This is a genomic window from Bartonella taylorii 8TBB (assembly GCF_902825155.1).
Classification (GTDB): domain Bacteria; phylum Pseudomonadota; class Alphaproteobacteria; order Rhizobiales; family Rhizobiaceae; genus Bartonella; species Bartonella taylorii_A.
On record NZ_CADEAG010000009.1, the window covers coordinates 1 to 17602 of the forward strand.

Sequence of the window (17602 nt, forward strand, 5' to 3'; positions counted from 1 at the left end):
CGATGGATGTTTCTTTGATTGTTCCAATTGCCATGGAAGAGAAACTTCGTTTTGCTATTCGTGAGGGCGGTCGTACTGTTGGTGCAGGAATCGTTTCTAAGATCATTGAATAAATAATGGTTGTTGAAGAGTATTAAAGGTATAATTTTGAGAGTTAGGGGTATAGCTCAGTTGGTAGAGCGGCGGTCTCCAAAACCGCAGGTCGCGGGTTCAAGTCCTGCTGCCCCTGCCAAATAGTAGGGTTTTAGCTGTAAGAAGGTGGTTTTTTAAACTGCCCTCTTCTCTTTTTTTTGTATAGGGCTTGTTTTTTTGTGTGTGAATCGGTATTGAGTAGAGAATGAGGAAGCTGCATGAGGCTGAAGATTGGTTTTTGCATCTTTGTCATATTTATTTGTTGTATAAATCGCAATAAGATTAGAAAGTGTATAGTGTGACTGATGGCATCTAAAACCAATCCAATTACCTTTTTAAAGCAGGTTTATGCAGAAACAGTTAAGGTGAAGTGGCCTACGCGTCGTGAGACAGTAATTTCTACTGTTATGGTGTTATTGGTGACTGCATTGGCTTCAGCTTTCTTTTTTATTGTGGATCAGGTTATGCATTTTGGTGTTTGGCGGGGTATTGATCTTCTAAAGTATCTTTTTAGTTGATAGTACAAGGAAGTGTGACTGTGGCTGCTCGTTGGTATATTGTTCAAGCATATTCAAATTTTGAGAAGAAGGTGGCGGAAGCTATTGACAAGGAGGCAAAGCAAAAGGGGCTTGACCATCTATTTGAAAAGATTTTTGTTCCCACAGAGCGTGTTGTAGAAGTTCGTCGTGGGCGTAAGGTTGATGCTGAGCGAAAGTTTTTTCCTGGTTATGTTCTTGTTTGCGCTGAGTTGACAGATGAGGTTTATCATCTCATTAAGAATACTCCTAAAGTGACAGGCTTTTTGGGATCAGATGCGCGTCCTGTTCCTATTTCCGATCGGGAGGTTGAGCAAATTCTTAAACAAGTTCAAGAAGGGATTGATTCTCCAAAAGCTTCCGTATTGTTTGAGGTTGGAGAGCAAGTTCGTGTCGCTGATGGACCTTTTGTTTCATTTAATGGTATTGTTCAAGAAGTTGAAGAAGAGCGTTCTCGTCTTAAGGTTGAGGTGTTGATTTTTGGGCGTCCTACGCCTGTTGATTTGGAATTTGGTCAGGTTGAAAAACTCTGATTAGACTTAGAGTGGTTTTAATCGCTTTAAGTAATTGGTGGGAGGTGATTTATAGCTTTTGTCGGCTTGATGATCCGAACCACTCGACTGCAGCGGGTAGTGGGCAATGTGCATTGCCAGCTTACCTAGTGAAATTGAAGGCAGATTGTTATGGCAAAAAAAAGTATAGGTCAGCTTAAATTGCAGGTTCCTGCGGGAGCTGCTACTCCATCTCCACCGATTGGTCCTGCTCTTGGGCAGCGCGGTATTAATATTATGGAATTTTGTAAGGCGTTTAATGCAGCTACGCAAGAAATGGAAAAGGGGGCGCCAATTCCAGTGGTTATTACTTATTATCAAGATAAGTCTTTCACTTTTTCTTTAAAAACACCCCCTGTATCGTTTTTCTTGAAGAAGGAAGCAAATTTAAAATCTGGTTCGAAAGAGCCTGGTAAGGTTTCTGTAGGGAATATCTCTCGTGATAAAGTTCGTTTAATTGCACAAGCAAAAATGAAGGATCTTAACGCAAATGATATTGAGGCGGCGATGCGCATGGTTGAAGGTTCTGCTCGCTCTATGGGCTTAGAAGTGGTGGACTAATGTTATGGGAAAAGTAGCAAAGAGAGTGAAAAACATCCGTAAAGATGTTAATTTTAATGAACTTTACGCTTTAAAAGATGCAGTTTCGATGGTTAAAGAGCGTGCGATTGCTAAGTTTGATGAAACAATTGAGATTTCAATGAACTTAGGTGTTGATCCTCGTCATGCAGATCAAATGGTTCGAGGTGTTGCTCATTTACCTAATGGGACTGGGCGGAATATCCGCGTCGCTGTTTTCGCGCGTGGGGATAAAGCTGATGAAGCTAAAGCCGCTGGTGCTGATATTGTAGGAGCTGAGGATTTATTTGAAAGTGTTAATGGTGGAACGATTGATTTTGATCGTTGTATTGCAACGCCAGATATGATGCCACTTGTTGGTCGTCTTGGTAAGATTCTTGGTCCACGAAGTTTGATGCCAAATCCAAAAGTTGGTACTGTAACAGTTGATGTTGCTAGTGCTGTCAAAGCTTCTAAAGGTGGTGCTGTTGAATTTCGTGTTGAAAAAGCTGGTATCGTGCATGCTGGTATTGGTAAGGCTTCTTTTGGGGTTGAGAAGATAGTGGAAAATATTAAAGCTTTTGCTAGTGCTGTTATCAAAGCCAAGCCGCAAGGTGCGAAAGGTGAGTATATTAAGCGTGTTGCAGTTTCTTCGACTATGGGGATTGGAGTTAAAGTGGATCCTGCGACTGTTCGTTCGGAGTAAGCCTGAGAAGATTTATAATTTTGTTTTTTGGGGTATGTGAATATCAAGATTGTGTTTACAGTGTCGATTTTTATCGGCATTTGGCTATCTAAGCTTTATTAAGCTTGGGTTATACCGGAAGAAATTCCGGAATATCCTGTCCGAGATTGTGGGTGATACTATTTGAGTATCTTAATCGAAAAAAGCCTGCATGAGACTGGGGGTAAAAACTGAGAGTTAAAAAACTTAAAGGGTTTGAGCCAAGGTTGCCTTTGATCGCTCTGCGTGAAAAAGGGGACAGGATCCTCATCGGTAGCATAAGGTATTCTTATGTTGTCAAAGGTAACCAACAGATTTGTTTTAAGCAAATCTGTTAGATGGAGAGAGACAGTGAATAGAGCGGAGAAACGCGAATTTGTTACATGGCTTAACGAGGCTTTTCGAAAGTCTGGTTCTGTTATTGTTGCACATTATTCCGGTCTGACAGTTTCACAGATGAACGATCTTCGTTCAAAAATGGGTGAAGCTGGTGGTGCCGTTAAAGTCGCCAAAAACCGTCTTGCTAAAATTGCTCTTCAGGGCACGGAATCTGAATCGATAGTGGATTTGTTTACCGGACAAACACTTATTGCTTATTCAGAAGATCCAATTACAGCACCGAAAGTTGCTGTTGATTTTGCGAAAAGCAATGACAAATTTGTCATCCTTGGCGGTTCAATGGGAGCAACAAGTTTGAGTGTAGATGCTGTGAAGTCATTGGCTTCATTGCCTTCACTGAATGAGTTGCGGGCAAAACTCGTGGGTATGATTTCTACTCCTGCGACCCGTATCGCACAGGTTGTTAATGCACCTGCTGGTCAGGTCGCACGTGTCATTGGAGCATATGCTCAGGAGGATAAGGCGGCCTAAGGCTGTTTTGTATTCACGTTGATGGAAGAGCTTTGATGTTTTTCTGTTTTTTTGAATAAGTTAAATAATGGTTCAAATCTTTTAATTGAAGGAATTTAAAAATGGCTGATCTAGCGAAGATCGTAGAAGACCTTTCTAACCTCACCCTCTTGGAAGCTGCTGAGCTTTCTAAGTTGCTTGAAGAAAAATGGGGGGTTTCGGCTGCTGCTCCTGTAGCTGTAGCTGCTGTTGCTGGTGCTGCTGCTCCAGCTGCTGAAGAAAAAACAGAATTTGATGTTATTCTTGTTGAAGGTGGTGCGCAAAAAATCAATGTCATTAAGGAAGTTCGTGCTCTTACTGGGCTTGGTCTTAAAGAAGCTAAGGATCTGGTTGAAGGGGCACCTAAACCTATTAAAGAAGGGGCTTCTAAAGACGAAGCAGAAAAAATTAAGTCTCAACTTGAAGCTGCTGGTGCTAAGGTTGAACTTAAGTAAATTTTATTTTATCGGCGGGCATCTATGTTCGCCGATTTCCTGTCTCCTAAAAAGGAGGTAGAGGAACAATAAAAACCTTTTCCGAACAGTCCAGTAGCTGTGATGGGTATGGGATTTATTTTTAGTTCCCTCATCGTAGAGCTAAGTGAATAAGTGGCTTGAGTTTGTGGGGAAAATTGATGGTGCTCATTATTGGGTATCAAGTGAACTGGTCTGCATGTGCAGGTTAATGACATAAAGCTTTCAAGGTTTAGTCTACCTTGGAGAGTAAAGATCAAGGAGCGACGATGGCTCAGACCCTAGCGATGATGTCTCAATTCAATGGTCGTAAGCGCGTACGCAAATTTTTTGGTAAGATTCCTGAAGTAGCAGAGATGCCGAATCTTATTGAGGTTCAAAAAGCGTCATACGATCAGTTTCTCATGGTTGAGGAACCGAAAGGTGGACGACCAGATGAAGGTTTGCAAGCTGTTTTTAAATCGGTATTTCCCATTTCGGATTTTTCCGGTACAGCTATGCTCGAGTTTGTTGGTTATGAATTTGATTTACCAAAATTTGATGTTGAAGAATGCCGTCAGCGTGATTTGACTTACGCTGCACCATTAAAGGTGATATTACGTTTAATCGTTTTTGATGTTGATGAGGATACTGGCTCAAAGGATATCAAAGACATTAAAGAGCAGGGCGTTTATATGGGCGACATGCCTTTAATGACGACGAATGGTACCTTTGTCATTAATGGTACGGAGCGTGTTATTGTTTCACAGATGCATCGTTCTCCTGGTGTCTTTTTTGATCATGATAAAGGAAAGTCGCATTCATCGGGAAAGTTTCTTTTTGCCGCTCGCGTTATTCCTTATCGCGGCTCTTGGCTTGATATTGAGTTTGATGCTAAGGACATCATTTATGCTCGTATTGATCGGCGACGCAAGATTCCTGTTACGAGTCTTTTTATGGCATTAGGTATGGATGCATCAGATATTTTATCGACGTTTTATAATAAAGTTACTTATGAGCGAGATGGGGATGGATGGCGTATTCCTTATTCTGTTGATCGCTTTAAAGGGATGAAGCTCGTTTCTGACCTTATAGATGCAGACAGTGGTGAAGTTGTTGCTGAGGCTGGTAAAAAGATAACGGTTCGTGTTGCAAAGTCTTTGGCAGAAAAAGGTCTCAGTGCGGTTAAGGTCAGTGAAGATGATCTGTTAGGATGCTATTTAGCGGAAGATATAGTCAATTACCAGACAGGTGAGATTTACCTTGAAGCTGGTGATGAAATTGACGAAAAAATATTAAAGATTTTATTTGACGTTAATGCGGATCAAATTAATATCCTTGATATTGACCACATGAACATTGGGGCATATATCCGCAATACTTTAAAAGCAGATAAAAATGAAAGTCGGCAAGATGCATTGTTTGATATTTATCGTGTAATGCGTCCGGGGGAGCCACCAACAATGGATACAGCAGAAGCTATGTTCCATTCATTGTTTTTTGATCCAGAGCGCTATGATCTTTCAGCTGTTGGGCGTGTTAAGATGAATTTACGTATGGATCTTGATTGTCCGGACACAGTTCGCGTTTTGCGTCAAGAAGATATTCTTGCTGTTGTTAAGATGTTGGTTGAGCTGCGTGATGGTCGTGGTGAAATTGATGATATTGATAATCTTGGTAATCGTCGTGTTCGTTCCGTTGGGGAACTGATGGAAAATCAGTATCGCATTGGTTTACTTCGTATGGAGCGTGCGATAAAAGAACGTATGTCATCGGTTGAAATTGACACAGTCATGCCACAGGACTTGATAAACGCAAAGCCTGCTGCTGCAGCGGTTCGTGAATTTTTTGGATCTTCGCAATTATCGCAGTTTATGGATCAAACCAATCCATTGTCAGAGATTACCCATAAGCGCCGTCTTTCTGCTCTTGGTCCAGGTGGTTTGACACGTGAACGTGCGGGTTTTGAAGTTCGTGACGTACATCCTACGCATTATGGTCGTATTTGTCCGATTGAAACGCCGGAAGGTCCTAATATTGGTCTGATTAATTCCTTGGCAACCTTTGCGCGGGTTAACAAGTACGGTTTTATTGAGAGTCCATATCGCAGAATTATTGATGGTAAAGTGACAACAGAAGTTATTTATCTGTCTGCTATGGAGGAATCAAAGCATTATGTAGCTCAAGCCAATTCTTCACTGGATGCTGAGGGGCGCTTTACAGAAGAATTTGTTGTTTGTCGTCATGCGGGTGAAGTTTTGATGGCGCCGCGCGATCATGTGGATTTGATGGATGTTTCACCAAAACAGTTGGTTTCGGTAGCTGCAGCTCTTATTCCATTTTTAGAAAATGATGATGCGAATCGTGCATTGATGGGATCGAACATGCAGCGTCAGGCGGTTCCGCTTGTACGCGCTGAAGCGCCATTTGTTGGTACAGGAATGGAATCAATTGTTGCCCGTGATTCAGGTGCAGCGGTTAGTGCAAAGCGTGGTGGTATTGTTGATCAGGTGGATGCAACCCGTATTGTTATCCGTGCAACAGAAGATTTAGATCCTTCAAAGTCTGGTGTTGATATTTACCGTTTACAGAAGTTTCAGCGTTCTAATCAGTCTACTTGTATTAATCAGCGTCCTCTTGTGCATGTCGGTGATCGAATAGAGAAGGGTGATATTATTGCAGATGGTCCGTCTACGGATCTTGGTGATTTAGCGCTTGGTCGGAATGTTCTTGTGGCTTTTATGCCTTGGAATGGGTACAATTACGAAGATTCCATTTTGTTATCCGAGCGCATTGTTGCCGATGATGTTTTTACTTCGATTCATATTGAGGAATTTGAAGTCGCAGCACGTGATACAAAACTTGGACCTGAAGAAATTACGCGAGATATTCCTAACGTTGCAGAAGAAGCGCTAAGGAATCTTGATGAGGCTGGTATCATCTATATTGGTGCTGAAGTTCAACCTGGTGATATTTTGGTTGGAAAGATTACACCAAAAGGTGAAAGTCCCATGACACCGGAAGAGAAGCTTTTGCGTGCAATTTTTGGGGAAAAGGCTTCAGATGTTCGTGATACTTCTATGCGAATGCCTCCTGGAACTTTTGGGACTGTTGTTGAGGTTCGTGTTTTTAATCGTCACGGTGTGGAAAAAGATGAACGTGCGATGGCGATTGAACGTGAGGAAATTGAGCGTTTAGCTAAAGATCGTGATGATGAACAATCGATTCTTGATCGCAACGTTTATGCGCGTCTTGCCGATATGTTAACAGGTAAAGTTGCTATAGAAGGTCCAAAAGGCTTTTCAAACAGCAAGAAGCTTGACAATACGATAATGGATCAGTATCCGCGTTCACAATGGTGGCAATTTGCTGTTGAAGATGAGAAGCTTCAGAGTGAAATTGAGGCTTTGCGCAAGCAATATGATGAATCAAAAGAAGCATTACAACGTCGCTTTATGGATAAAGTTGAGAAGGTTCAAAGAGGCGATGAAATGCCTCCTGGTGTCATGAAAATGGTGAAGGTTTTTGTTGCTGTGAAACGCAAAATCCAACCAGGTGACAAAATGGCGGGACGTCATGGTAATAAAGGAGTTGTATCGCGTATTCTTCCAGTAGAGGATATGCCGTTTCTTGAAGATGGAACTCATGCTGACATCGTATTGAATCCGCTTGGTGTGCCTAGTCGTATGAATGTTGGACAAATTCTTGAGACACATCTTGGTTGGGCATGTGCTGGTATGGGCAAGAAAATTGGCGATTTGGTAGAGTTATATCAAGAGACAGGGGACATACTTCCTTTGCGTCAGCGCATTGAGAATCTTATGCCTGATAATAATCATAATGAACCAGTACGTCAGTATGATAATGAAAGTCTTTACAAATTGGCACTACAGATGAGGAAAGGCGTTTCAATCGCAACACCTGTTTTTGATGGGGCGCATGAAGCTGATATCAATATGATGCTGGAGGATGCAGGTTTAGATAGCTCAGGGCAGGTTACGCTTTATGATGGTCGTACTGGAGAGCCTTTTGATCGTCCAGTAACTGTGGGCTATATTTACATGTTGAAATTGCATCACCTTGTTGATGATAAAATTCATGCACGTTCGATTGGGCCATATTCGCTTGTTACACAACAGCCATTAGGTGGTAAGGCACAATTTGGTGGTCAGCGTTTTGGTGAAATGGAAGTCTGGGCTCTTGAAGCCTACGGTGCGGCATACACTTTACAGGAAATGCTGACTGTAAAATCAGATGATGTGGCTGGTCGAACAAAAGTCTATGAAGCAATTGTGCGTGGTGACGATACATTTGAGGCCGGTATACCTGAAAGCTTTAATGTGTTGGTGAAAGAAATGCGTTCACTTGCTCTTAATGTAGAACTTGATGATGCACGTGAACTTATTGCACAGCGGGCATTGTCTGATACAGCAGAGTGATAATTCAAGGAGTGCGCTCGAGAAAGTACGCTCTGATTACTCTGGAAGGCTAAATAAGGAAATTTCTATTAAGGTGACACAGACGGTTTAAAAGGTAGAAATAGGTTTTAAATAAGATCTGTGATAGAATTAATGAGATATTACAACAGGTTCTAAGAATCTTTGAAGGAGAACGGCATGAACCACGAGGTCATGAATCTTTTCAATCCTCAGGCGCCAGCGCAAACATTTGACTCTATTCGTATTTCTATTGCGAGTCCTGAGAAGATTTTGTCCTGGTCGTACGGTGAGATCAAGAAGCCTGAGACTATTAATTATCGGACTTTTAAGCCAGAACGTGATGGTCTTTTTTGTGCACGTATATTTGGCCCTATTAAGGACTATGAATGTTTGTGCGGTAAATATAAACGCATGAAATATAAGGGCATTATCTGTGAGAAATGTGGTGTAGAGGTTACTCTTTCGCGCGTACGTCGTGAGCGTATGGGGCATATTGAGCTCGCGGCACCCGTTGCACATATTTGGTTCCTTAAATCGTTACCAGGTCGCATTTCTACGCTTTTAGATTTAACTTTAAAAGATATTGAGCGGGTTCTCTATTTTGAGAATTATATTGTAACAGAACCAGGTTTGACATCCCTTAAACTTCATCAGCTTCTTTCTGAAGAAGAATATATGCTTGCTATTGATGAGTTTGGGGAAGATCAATTTACGGCTATGATTGGTGCTGAGGCCATTTATGAGCTTCTAGCTGGTATGGAATTAGAGAAAATCGCGAATGATTTACGCGTTGAATTATCTGAGACAACTTCGGAATTAAAGCAAAAAAAGTTGATTAAGCGGCTTAAGATCGTTGAGAATTTCCTTGAATCTGGCAATAAACCAGAATGGATGATTATGAAGACGATACCAGTCATTCCACCTGATTTACGCCCACTGGTTCCGCTTGATGGTGGACGTTTTGCGACGTCGGATCTGAATGATCTTTATCGGCGTGTAATAAATCGTAATAATCGTTTAAAGCGGTTAATTGAATTGCGTGCTCCTGGGATTATTGTGCGCAATGAGAAGCGTATGGTGCAAGAAGCTGTTGATGCATTATTTGATAATGGTCGGCGTGGGCGTGTGATTACAGGGGCAAATAAACGTCCCCTCAAGTCTCTGTCAGATATGCTAAAGGGTAAACAAGGACGTTTCCGTCAAAACTTACTTGGGAAGCGTGTTGATTACTCGGGGCGTTCTGTTATCGTGACAGGTCCTGAATTGAAATTGCATCAATGTGGTCTTCCCAAAAAAATGGCTCTCGAATTATTTAAACCGTTTATTTATGCGAGGCTTGATGCGAAGGGTTATTCATCAACTGTGAAGCAGGCAAAGAAACTTGTTGAAAAAGAGCACCCAGAAGTTTGGGATATTTTGGATGAGGTTATCCGTGAACATCCTGTTTTGCTTAATCGTGCTCCGACGTTGCACCGTTTGGGGATTCAAGCTTTCGAACCTATACTTATTGAAGGAAAAGCTATACAACTTCATCCCCTGGTGTGCACTGCTTTTAATGCGGATTTTGATGGTGATCAGATGGCGGTTCACGTTCCGCTTTCTCTTGAAGCACAGCTTGAAGCCCGTGTTTTGATGATGTCAACCAATAATATTCTTCATCCAGCCAATGGTGCACCAATTATTGTTCCATCGCAAGATATGGTCCTTGGTCTTTACTATCTTTCTATTGTTTCTGAAAAAGAACCAGGTGAGGGAATGGCTTTTGCTGATATAGGTGAGCTTCATTATGCCTTGGAAAATAAGGTTGTAACTCTTCACACGAAGATTAAAGGTCGTGTTAAAAATATGGAGAAGGATGGGAAAGAGGTTGCTAAGCTTTATGATACGACACCTGGACGTTTGATTATTGGTGAGCTTTTGCCCAAAAATCCGAATATCTCGTTTGATATTGTCAATCAAGAAATGACGAAAAAGAATATTTCTAAAATGATTGACCAAGTTTACCGACACTGTGGGCAAAAAGAGACTGTTATTTTCTGTGACCGTATTATGCAACTTGGCTTTTCTTATGCTTGTCGTGCAGGAATTTCATTCGGCAAGGACGACATGGTTATTCCTGATGGTAAATCGCGTTTGGTTGCAGAAACGGAGGCTTTGGCTAAAGAATATGAGCAGCAATATAATGATGGTTTGATTACGCAAGGTGAAAAATATAACAAAGTAGTAGATGCTTGGGGTAAATGCACAGATCGCGTTGCGGATGAAATGATGAAACGTATTCAGGCTGTTGAATTTGATCCCAAAACAGGTCGTCAGCGTCCAATGAACTCAATCTATATGATGTCGCATTCTGGTGCGCGTGGTTCTGCTAACCAGATGAAACAGTTGGCTGGTATGCGTGGGTTAATGGCAAAACCATCGGGTGAAATTATTGAAACACCAATTATTTCAAATTTTAAGGAAGGTCTAACCGTTAACGAGTACTTCAACTCAACCCACGGGGCACGTAAAGGTCTTGCTGATACTGCGTTAAAAACAGCCAACTCTGGTTATCTAACACGACGTCTTGTTGATGTTGCACAGGATGCTATTATTTCAGCAGTTGATTGCGGTACTGCAAAGGGGCTTACGATGCAGCCAATTGTTGATGCAGGACAAATTGTTGCCTCTCTTGGACAAAGAATTCTTGGTCGTACAGCACTTGTTGATATTTTGCATCCAGTTTCTGGAGAGATTATCCTTGAAGGTGGAGCAATGATTGAGGAGGCTGATGTTGCTAAGATTGAAGAAGCTGGAATTCAGTCTGTTCAAATCCGTTCTGCTTTGACGTGTGAAACGCGCCTTGGTGTTTGTGCTAAATGCTATGGTCGTGATTTGGCACGTGGAACACCGGTTAATCAGGGAGAGGCAGTTGGTGTTATTGCCGCTCAGTCAATTGGTGAACCGGGGACACAGCTTACTATGCGTACTTTCCACTTAGGAGGAACGGCACAGGTTGTTGATTCATCTCATTTAGAAGCTTCTTATGAAGGTATAGTGGAGATTCGTAATCGCAATGTGGTTCGCAATTCTGAAGGTCATTTGGTGGTTATGGGGCGTAATGTGGCTATTCTGATCAAGGATGAGTCTGGAAAAGAGCGCGTGGTGCATCGTGTTAACTATGGTGCGCATATTTTTGTTGATGATGGTGACGTGGTTAAATGTGGTCAACGTATAGCAGAATGGGATCCCTATACACGTCCTGTTTTAACTGAAGTTGAGGGTTATGTAGGCTTCGAAGACATGATAGATGGTTTATCAGTTACTGAAACAGCCGATGAATCTACAGGAATTACGAAGCGGTTGGTGATTGATTGGCGCGCCAATCCGCGTGGTGCTGATCTAAAACCAGCCATTATAATCCACACAGATAAAAAAGGTGAAACCATTGCCAAATTGTATAAGGGGGGAGAAGCTCGCTACATGATGTCAGTGGAAACCATTTTGTCTGTTGAGCCAGGTTCTCATGTGAAGGCCGGTGATGTTATTGCTCGCTTGCCGATGGAAAGTGCTAAGACAAAAGATATTACAGGTGGTCTACCACGTGTGGCTGAGCTTTTTGAAGCACGACGTCCAAAGGATCACGCGATCATTGCTGAAGTCAGTGGTACAATTCGATTTGGTCGTGGTTATAAGAATAAGCGTCGTATTATTATTGAACCAAATGATGAAACTCTTGAACCAGTAGAATATTTGATTCCAAAGGGGAAGTTGTTTCACTTCCAAGAAGGCGACCAAATTGAAAAAGGAGATTATATCCTCGATGGTAACCCAGCTCCTCATGATATCTTAGCGATTAAGGGCGTTGAAGCTTTGGCATCTTATCTTGTTAACGAAATTCAGGAAGTGTATCGTTTGCAAGGTGTTCTCATTAATGACAAGCACATTGAAGTGATTGTTCGCCAGATGTTGCAAAAAGTTGAAATTACTGAATCTGGAGATTCTGGTTATATTCTAGGCGATAATGTTGATCGTATTGAGCTTGATGAAATCAATGATAATTTGATTGCAGAAGGAAAGAGACCCGCATCTGGTACTCCAATTCTTCTTGGGATTACAAAAGCATCTCTTCAAACACCATCGTTTATTTCGGCAGCATCGTTTCAGGAAACAACAAGAGTGCTCACGGAGGCAGCAGTTTCTGGTAAAATTGATACTTTGCAAGGACTTAAAGAGAATGTTATTGTCGGTCGCCTTATTCCTGCGGGTACAGGTGGTACGATTGCTCAGATCCGCCGTATTGCTGCAGTTCGTGATGATCTCATCGTCGATGAGCGGCGCAAATCTAGCAATAACGAGATGGCGAAGGCTATGTTGACAAATATGACAACCGAAGCAGTTGCTGAGTAATCTAAGAACATACCAAAAAGAGTGATAGGGGAGCGCTCAAATTCTAGATTCGGGCGTTTTTTAGATCTCAAAATACAAATTTGCGTATTTTCCTAACAAATATTACTGTAAAGACTGTAAGAGGATTGGCATTTTAGCATCTTTGTTAGTTTATTATATTATTCTTATATAAGATTTATCTTCTCTATTGTTTCATTCATAATGTTTCTTGTTTATTACAATTAGTGAGATAGAGAGTTTATTTTAAAACATTTCGAAGTTGAAAAGTGCATAAGGTAATAGGGAGCAATATTTTAAAGGAAAAGGGTAGATTTTTTGAAGATAAGGTAACGATTGGTTTTGAATGTTTTTTCGATTAATATTCTCTATAAAAATTGAAAAGGCATCATAATGAATGATCAAAAATCTTTCTTATAATCCGAGAAATAATTAATTTTCTGCTATACAATGCTCGCATGATAGGAAAATATTATATTTCCTTATATTTAAAAATTCAGGAAAGCAGAGGATCAAATCTCACTAAAATTTTTATACAAAACAGCGATATTTCTAATAACAGTGTGGTCTATGAAAACAGAATGATAAAATGTACAGATATTATTCAATTAGTGAATTAACGCGCGAATTTTCAATAACTTCTCGAATTTTGCGTTATTACGAAGAAGAGGAAGGACTTCTTGTGTCTTTCCGGCGTGGAGGCACATAGTTTTATACGCAAACAGATCATTATAAATTAGAACAAATATTACGTGCAAAAAGAGTTAAATTTTCTTTGTCTGAAAGATCTGGTATGTTGACGATGATCGGAAAACCACCTGTTGATGAGGAAAAGCTTGAGGGATTAATTGCGATTATTAATAAAAAACAAGCTGATTTACAGTAGATTCAGCGTGATATGATGATCTTCTTCATGATTTAGAGCGCATAGAGGAGACTTTTTTGAGAGTTTAGCCGAAGTAAGAGTTAATCGCTGATTTTAAAGTTTATTTCATTAATTTTTGATGATTTTCTTTCCATAAAAAGGGATAAATTGTATTGTTTTCTACTGGTAGGAATCAGTAGAACCTCGGATATGGTAAGCTGTTTGGAAGGGGTAGTTTAAAAGGAGAAAGTTGTGAAGGTGTTTTCACGATATTTTAGCTTTGAATGAGCAAACAACAATATTTAAATTTATTTTTCAAAGAGATAGTAAAAACAATGACGGATGATTCTCCTCTTGATATCTTCCAATCTATTCTGTCACGTAAGTCAATTCGCGCCTTTACGCATCAGCCGGTTTCACAGGAAACGATTAGAGAAATCTTGAAACTTGCAGCACGTGCACCATCTGGGACAAACCTCCAGCCATGGCAAGTCATTGTGCTTACAGGGGATGTATTGCAGCAGCTAGGACAAGAGCTTACACGACTCGCATTCTCAGGTGTAAAAGGAGAGCGTGAAGTTCATTATTATCCACGTCAATGGCGCGAGCCTTATCTTTCAAGGCGCCGAAAAATTGGTTCAGATCTTTATAAGAGCCTTGGAATTCAGAAGGATGAGCAGGAAAAAATGCTTCAGCAGAAGGCGCGTAATTTTTCATTTTTTGGTGCACCTGTCGGACTTTTGTTTACAATGGATTACGATATGGAAATGGGAAGCTGGCTTGATTTGGGCATGTTTATGCAGACCATTATGTTAGCAGCACGTGGGTTTGGATTAGATACGTGCCCCCAAGCTGCTTTTGCTGATTATCATAAACAAATTCGTACACTTTTATCTGTGCCGTCTGATCGGCACATTATCTGTGGTATGGCACTTGGCTATCGCGATAGGAATGCTCCAGAAAATAATTTTGAAACTGAACGCGAACCAATTGAGAGTTTTGTACGTTTTATTTAATGGTATCTATAGAGTGTTTTATACTATTGAGTATAAAATTTTAGAGCTTGAAACATTATGAAAAATATTTCAGTGAGAATTTCTCTTTTTTGTTGAATTTTAATATTGCATGTTAACACTTATTTTACTACGCTCGAGACATTAAAAGATTGATTATCTCAATATCATTTTCCGTTTTGAAGGTTAGATATGGAAAGCGCTCTAGAAAGTAAGTGTTGGGTGGTAGCAAGACGAGCAACGTTTGTATTGATTGCTGTCATTTTTTTAGCTTATCTCGCAATTTGATTTTAAACGGGACAACTGTGATAAAAAAGCATATACTCAGGCTATAGGTAGTTTTGAGGTGATGTGTGTTTTTATCTGTTTTTGAGCTTTTTAAAATTGGTATTGGTCCTTCTAGCTCTCATACGATGGGGCCGATGACGGCTGCTAATATGTTTTTGCAGGAAATTCTTGTACGAAATTTTTCTCAGTCTTCTGATGCTGAGGTTTCTCGTATACGTGTTTATCTTTATGGTTCCTTGGCTTTTACAGGAATTGGTCATGCTACGGATAGAGCTATTACGTTAGGGCTTTTGGGAGAAAAAGCTTCTACAGTTGATCCTGATTCTATGGAATTCTTGTTAGAAAAGGTTACACGTGAAAAAAAAGTGCAACCAAAAGGCCATCCCGCTTACCAGTTTGATTTGCAAGATGATCTTATTTTTGAACGAAAGAGAGTCCTACCTGGGCATGCTAATGGGCTTGCGTTTGAAGGGATTGATGCTGATGGAAATGTTCTTTTGCGACAGATTTATTATTCTATCGGTGGTGGTTTTGTTGTGACTGAGGATGAATTAAGCCATATGAATGGTAATATACAACAAGAAACGTTTGAGGTTCCATATCCTTTTGATTCTGCACGTAAAATGTTGTCAATGGCAGAAAAATCAGGACTTTCAATTGCTGAAATGAAGCGCCTAAACGAAGAAACGAAGATGGAGCGTTCTGCTCTTGATACAGGGCTCGATGAAATTTTTTCAGCTATGACAAATTGTATTGATAGAGGTCTTTCAAAAGAAGGTGAGTTGCCAGGTGGATTGCATGTTCCAAGACGTGCTAAAAAGCTGCATGATAAGCTTTTGGAAAATCGAAGGAAAAATCGCAATCATCCACTTTGGGCAAATGACTGGCTTTCTGTATATGCTATAGCAGTGAATGAGGAAAATGCTGCTGGTGGTCGTGTTGTTACGGCACCGACGAATGGGGCAGCTGGTGTTGTGCCTGCAGTTTTGCGTTATTATCTCCAATTTTATGATGATTCGGATCGAGAGGGAATACATAATTTTTTGTTGACGGCAGCAGCTATTGGTGGTGTCATTAAACATAATGCTTCTATTTCTGGTGCAGAAGTAGGGTGTCAAGGTGAGGTTGGAACAGCATCTTCAATGGCAGCGGCAGGATTGACAGCGGCATTAGGTGGTACACCCGCTCAAATTGAAAATGCTGCTGAGATTGCGCTTGAGCATCATTTAGGAATGACGTGTGATCCGGTTGCAGGTCTTGTGCAAGTTCCTTGTATTGAACGCAATGCTATGGGAGCTGTTAAGGCGGTAACGGCTTCTTCTCTTGCTTTACATGGTAATGGAAATCATTTTGTTTCTCTTGATGCTTGTATAGAAACAATGCGCCAAACTGGGCATGATATGAGTGAACGCTATAAAGAAACGAGTAAAGCTGGTCTCGCAGTTAACGCAATATCCTGTTAAAGTATACAACAGATATTTAATCTAGTAAATTCTTTATGGGGTATTTTATCGCTTATAAAGGTACCAGAAGGCATCGTTATTATATTTTGCAATTCTGATATTACCAACTATTTTTGTATTAAGACGGGTCATAAAAAGGTATTTTAGTCCTTTCTTAAAGTTGGTTTTGATCCACATAGCTTTTTCATTTGTGCAAGCAAGCGTTTGTTATTGATTTATTGTGGTAAGATTTGAAATGAGAGAATATTTCTGTATTTGAGGTTTTCGCTCAGATTATAAAACAATGAATTATCTTTATAAAGATGTATTGAATAAAAAAGCTGATAATTCATTACAAATTATCATCTTTCACGTCATATAAAACTATTTTATATTGCGATATATTTTCATTTCATTCAATTACAGTGTGAAGAATAGATTGCTATGCATGAAAATTACTTGGGCGTAGCAGTATTGATGACATATGAGTAGTTAATAAATTATGATTGTGATAGTTTTTGGCTATATGATGCAAGGATTGAAGGATTTAATATGTGTTATAAGCTCCATAGACAGTGATGAGGAATGAAGGAAGAGACCGTAAAGAGTTTTATTTTAAAGTTGTTTTATATTTTGAAAAGCACACGAATTTGGAAAATGGTTTAGAAAATTTTGTACAATATATATGTTAAGACTGTTTTTTTACAATATTGAAGAGTATTTTCATCATTGAGTTGTGACGAATGGTGTAAAGCCAACGAACAAAATTTATATCCAAATATGTTCCATTTTTTTATGAAATATCAAGGATAATTTTTGATAAAAACTTCAAAAATAAGTAAGCATTTGATATTTTCTGTATATTTTAAGAGGTAGTTTTATTGAAGAATTGATCTGAGAGTTGGATAAAAAACTGCAAGCACAATTCTACCAATTTCAGGGAAAAGTGCGTTTGTTAAAGGGTTTCTAAAGATTGAAAGCAGTGTACAGAATATTCTGTTCAAGAGTTCTTGAGAAACTTACGTATAAAATCAGACATTTGTTGCACCCAGATGAATTTTAATAGGTACATTACCGGTTTGGCTGGCAACGCGTAAATGAATGCGTACAGGAGGCATTGTAAGACGACGATTTCGCATTGTTTGGTAAATGAGAAGGTTAACAAGAGACTGGGTGTCTAATGTTGCTGGAGTATGCTTTAAACCAGCGAGTTTTGTCGCAGCATCGTGAAGAGAGCGCAACGGGGAAAAAAATGATTGCTTCAATAATTTTTCTTTTTTTGGGGAAGAAGCAAGAGCATTATGTGTCATGGTACTATCCTTAACGCG

The 17602-nt window shown here is 40.1% G+C and carries 13 protein-coding genes and 1 tRNA gene; 13 read left to right on the plus strand and 1 reads right to left on the minus strand.

Going from position 1 to position 17602, the window contains the following annotated elements:
• The 13 genes from J7R13_RS07130 to J7R13_RS07190 all read left to right on the plus strand — a co-directional run.
• Positions 1-113 (plus strand): EF-Tu C-terminal domain-related protein (locus J7R13_RS07130; protein WP_017196482.1); only part of this gene is annotated, 113 nt, incomplete at its 5' end.
• Positions 114-156: 43 nt separating this feature from the next.
• A tRNA-Trp gene (locus tag J7R13_RS07135) sits at positions 157-232 on the plus strand.
• Between the two features lie 205 nt (positions 233-437).
• Positions 438-650, plus strand: coding sequence for a preprotein translocase subunit SecE (gene secE, locus J7R13_RS07140; RefSeq protein WP_004860158.1), 213 nt, complete (start codon positions 438-440; stop codon positions 648-650).
• Between the two features lie 20 nt (positions 651-670).
• Complete coding sequence (gene nusG, locus J7R13_RS07145; RefSeq protein WP_208438079.1) at positions 671-1201, plus strand: transcription termination/antitermination protein NusG; 531 nt, start codon at positions 671-673, stop codon at positions 1199-1201.
• A gap of 150 nt (positions 1202-1351) precedes the next feature.
• Positions 1352-1780, plus strand: a complete 429-nt coding sequence (gene rplK / locus J7R13_RS07150) for a 50S ribosomal protein L11 (protein ID WP_208438080.1) — start codon at positions 1352-1354, stop codon at positions 1778-1780.
• 4 nt (positions 1781-1784) lie between these two features.
• On the plus strand, positions 1785-2483 hold the full coding sequence (gene rplA / locus J7R13_RS07155; RefSeq protein ID WP_208438081.1) for a 50S ribosomal protein L1: 699 nt from the start codon (positions 1785-1787) through the stop codon (positions 2481-2483).
• A 369-nt stretch (positions 2484-2852) separates the two neighbouring features.
• The gene (gene rplJ, locus J7R13_RS07160; RefSeq protein WP_208438082.1) at positions 2853-3371 is read left to right on the plus strand and encodes a 50S ribosomal protein L10; all 519 of its coding nucleotides are present in this window, start codon (positions 2853-2855) and stop codon (positions 3369-3371) included.
• Between the two features lie 101 nt (positions 3372-3472).
• Positions 3473-3844 carry a 50S ribosomal protein L7/L12 gene (gene rplL / locus J7R13_RS07165; protein WP_004860149.1) on the plus strand — a complete coding sequence of 124 codons (372 nt, stop codon included), beginning with the start codon at positions 3473-3475 and terminating at the stop codon, positions 3842-3844.
• A 287-nt stretch (positions 3845-4131) separates the two neighbouring features.
• On the plus strand, positions 4132-8280 hold the full coding sequence (gene rpoB / locus J7R13_RS07170; RefSeq protein WP_208438083.1) for a DNA-directed RNA polymerase subunit beta: 4149 nt from the start codon (positions 4132-4134) through the stop codon (positions 8278-8280).
• A gap of 177 nt (positions 8281-8457) precedes the next feature.
• Positions 8458-12669, plus strand: a complete 4212-nt coding sequence (rpoC, locus tag J7R13_RS07175) for a DNA-directed RNA polymerase subunit beta' (RefSeq protein ID WP_208438084.1) — start codon at positions 8458-8460, stop codon at positions 12667-12669.
• A gap of 586 nt (positions 12670-13255) precedes the next feature.
• Entirely contained in the window at positions 13256-13375 is a 120-nt protein-coding gene (locus J7R13_RS09680) for a MerR family transcriptional regulator (protein WP_246786311.1), read from the plus strand.
• A gap of 491 nt (positions 13376-13866) precedes the next feature.
• A complete protein-coding gene (locus J7R13_RS07185; protein WP_208438085.1) occupies positions 13867-14547 on the plus strand; it encodes a nitroreductase in 681 nt (226 codons plus the stop codon).
• A 350-nt stretch (positions 14548-14897) separates the two neighbouring features.
• A complete protein-coding gene (locus tag J7R13_RS07190; RefSeq protein ID WP_208438086.1) occupies positions 14898-16295 on the plus strand; it encodes an L-serine ammonia-lyase in 1398 nt (465 codons plus the stop codon).
• Positions 16296-17305: 1010 nt separating this feature from the next.
• Here the strand turns inward: J7R13_RS07190 and J7R13_RS07195 are convergent.
• Positions 17306-17584, minus strand: coding sequence for a hypothetical protein (locus J7R13_RS07195; RefSeq protein WP_208438087.1), 279 nt, complete (start codon positions 17582-17584; stop codon positions 17306-17308).
• Positions 17585-17602: the final 18 nt, after the last annotated feature.

Coding starts and splice junctions, on each gene's coding strand:
- J7R13_RS07195 (WP_208438087.1), bottom strand. CDS start 17,584: ATGACACATAATGCTCTTGCTTCTTCCCCAAAAAAAGAAAAATTATTG.
- rpoB (WP_208438083.1), top strand. CDS start 4,132: ATGGCTCAGACCCTAGCGATGATGTCTCAATTCAATGGTCGTAAGCGC.
- rpoC (WP_208438084.1), top strand. CDS start 8,458: ATGAACCACGAGGTCATGAATCTTTTCAATCCTCAGGCGCCAGCGCAA.
- rplK (WP_208438080.1), top strand. CDS start 1,352: ATGGCAAAAAAAAGTATAGGTCAGCTTAAATTGCAGGTTCCTGCGGGA.
- J7R13_RS07185 (WP_208438085.1), top strand. CDS start 13,867: ATGACGGATGATTCTCCTCTTGATATCTTCCAATCTATTCTGTCACGT.
- J7R13_RS09680 (WP_246786311.1), top strand. CDS start 13,256: ATGTACAGATATTATTCAATTAGTGAATTAACGCGCGAATTTTCAATA.
- rplL (WP_004860149.1), top strand. CDS start 3,473: ATGGCTGATCTAGCGAAGATCGTAGAAGACCTTTCTAACCTCACCCTC.
- rplA (WP_208438081.1), top strand. CDS start 1,785: ATGGGAAAAGTAGCAAAGAGAGTGAAAAACATCCGTAAAGATGTTAAT.
- secE (WP_004860158.1), top strand. CDS start 438: ATGGCATCTAAAACCAATCCAATTACCTTTTTAAAGCAGGTTTATGCA.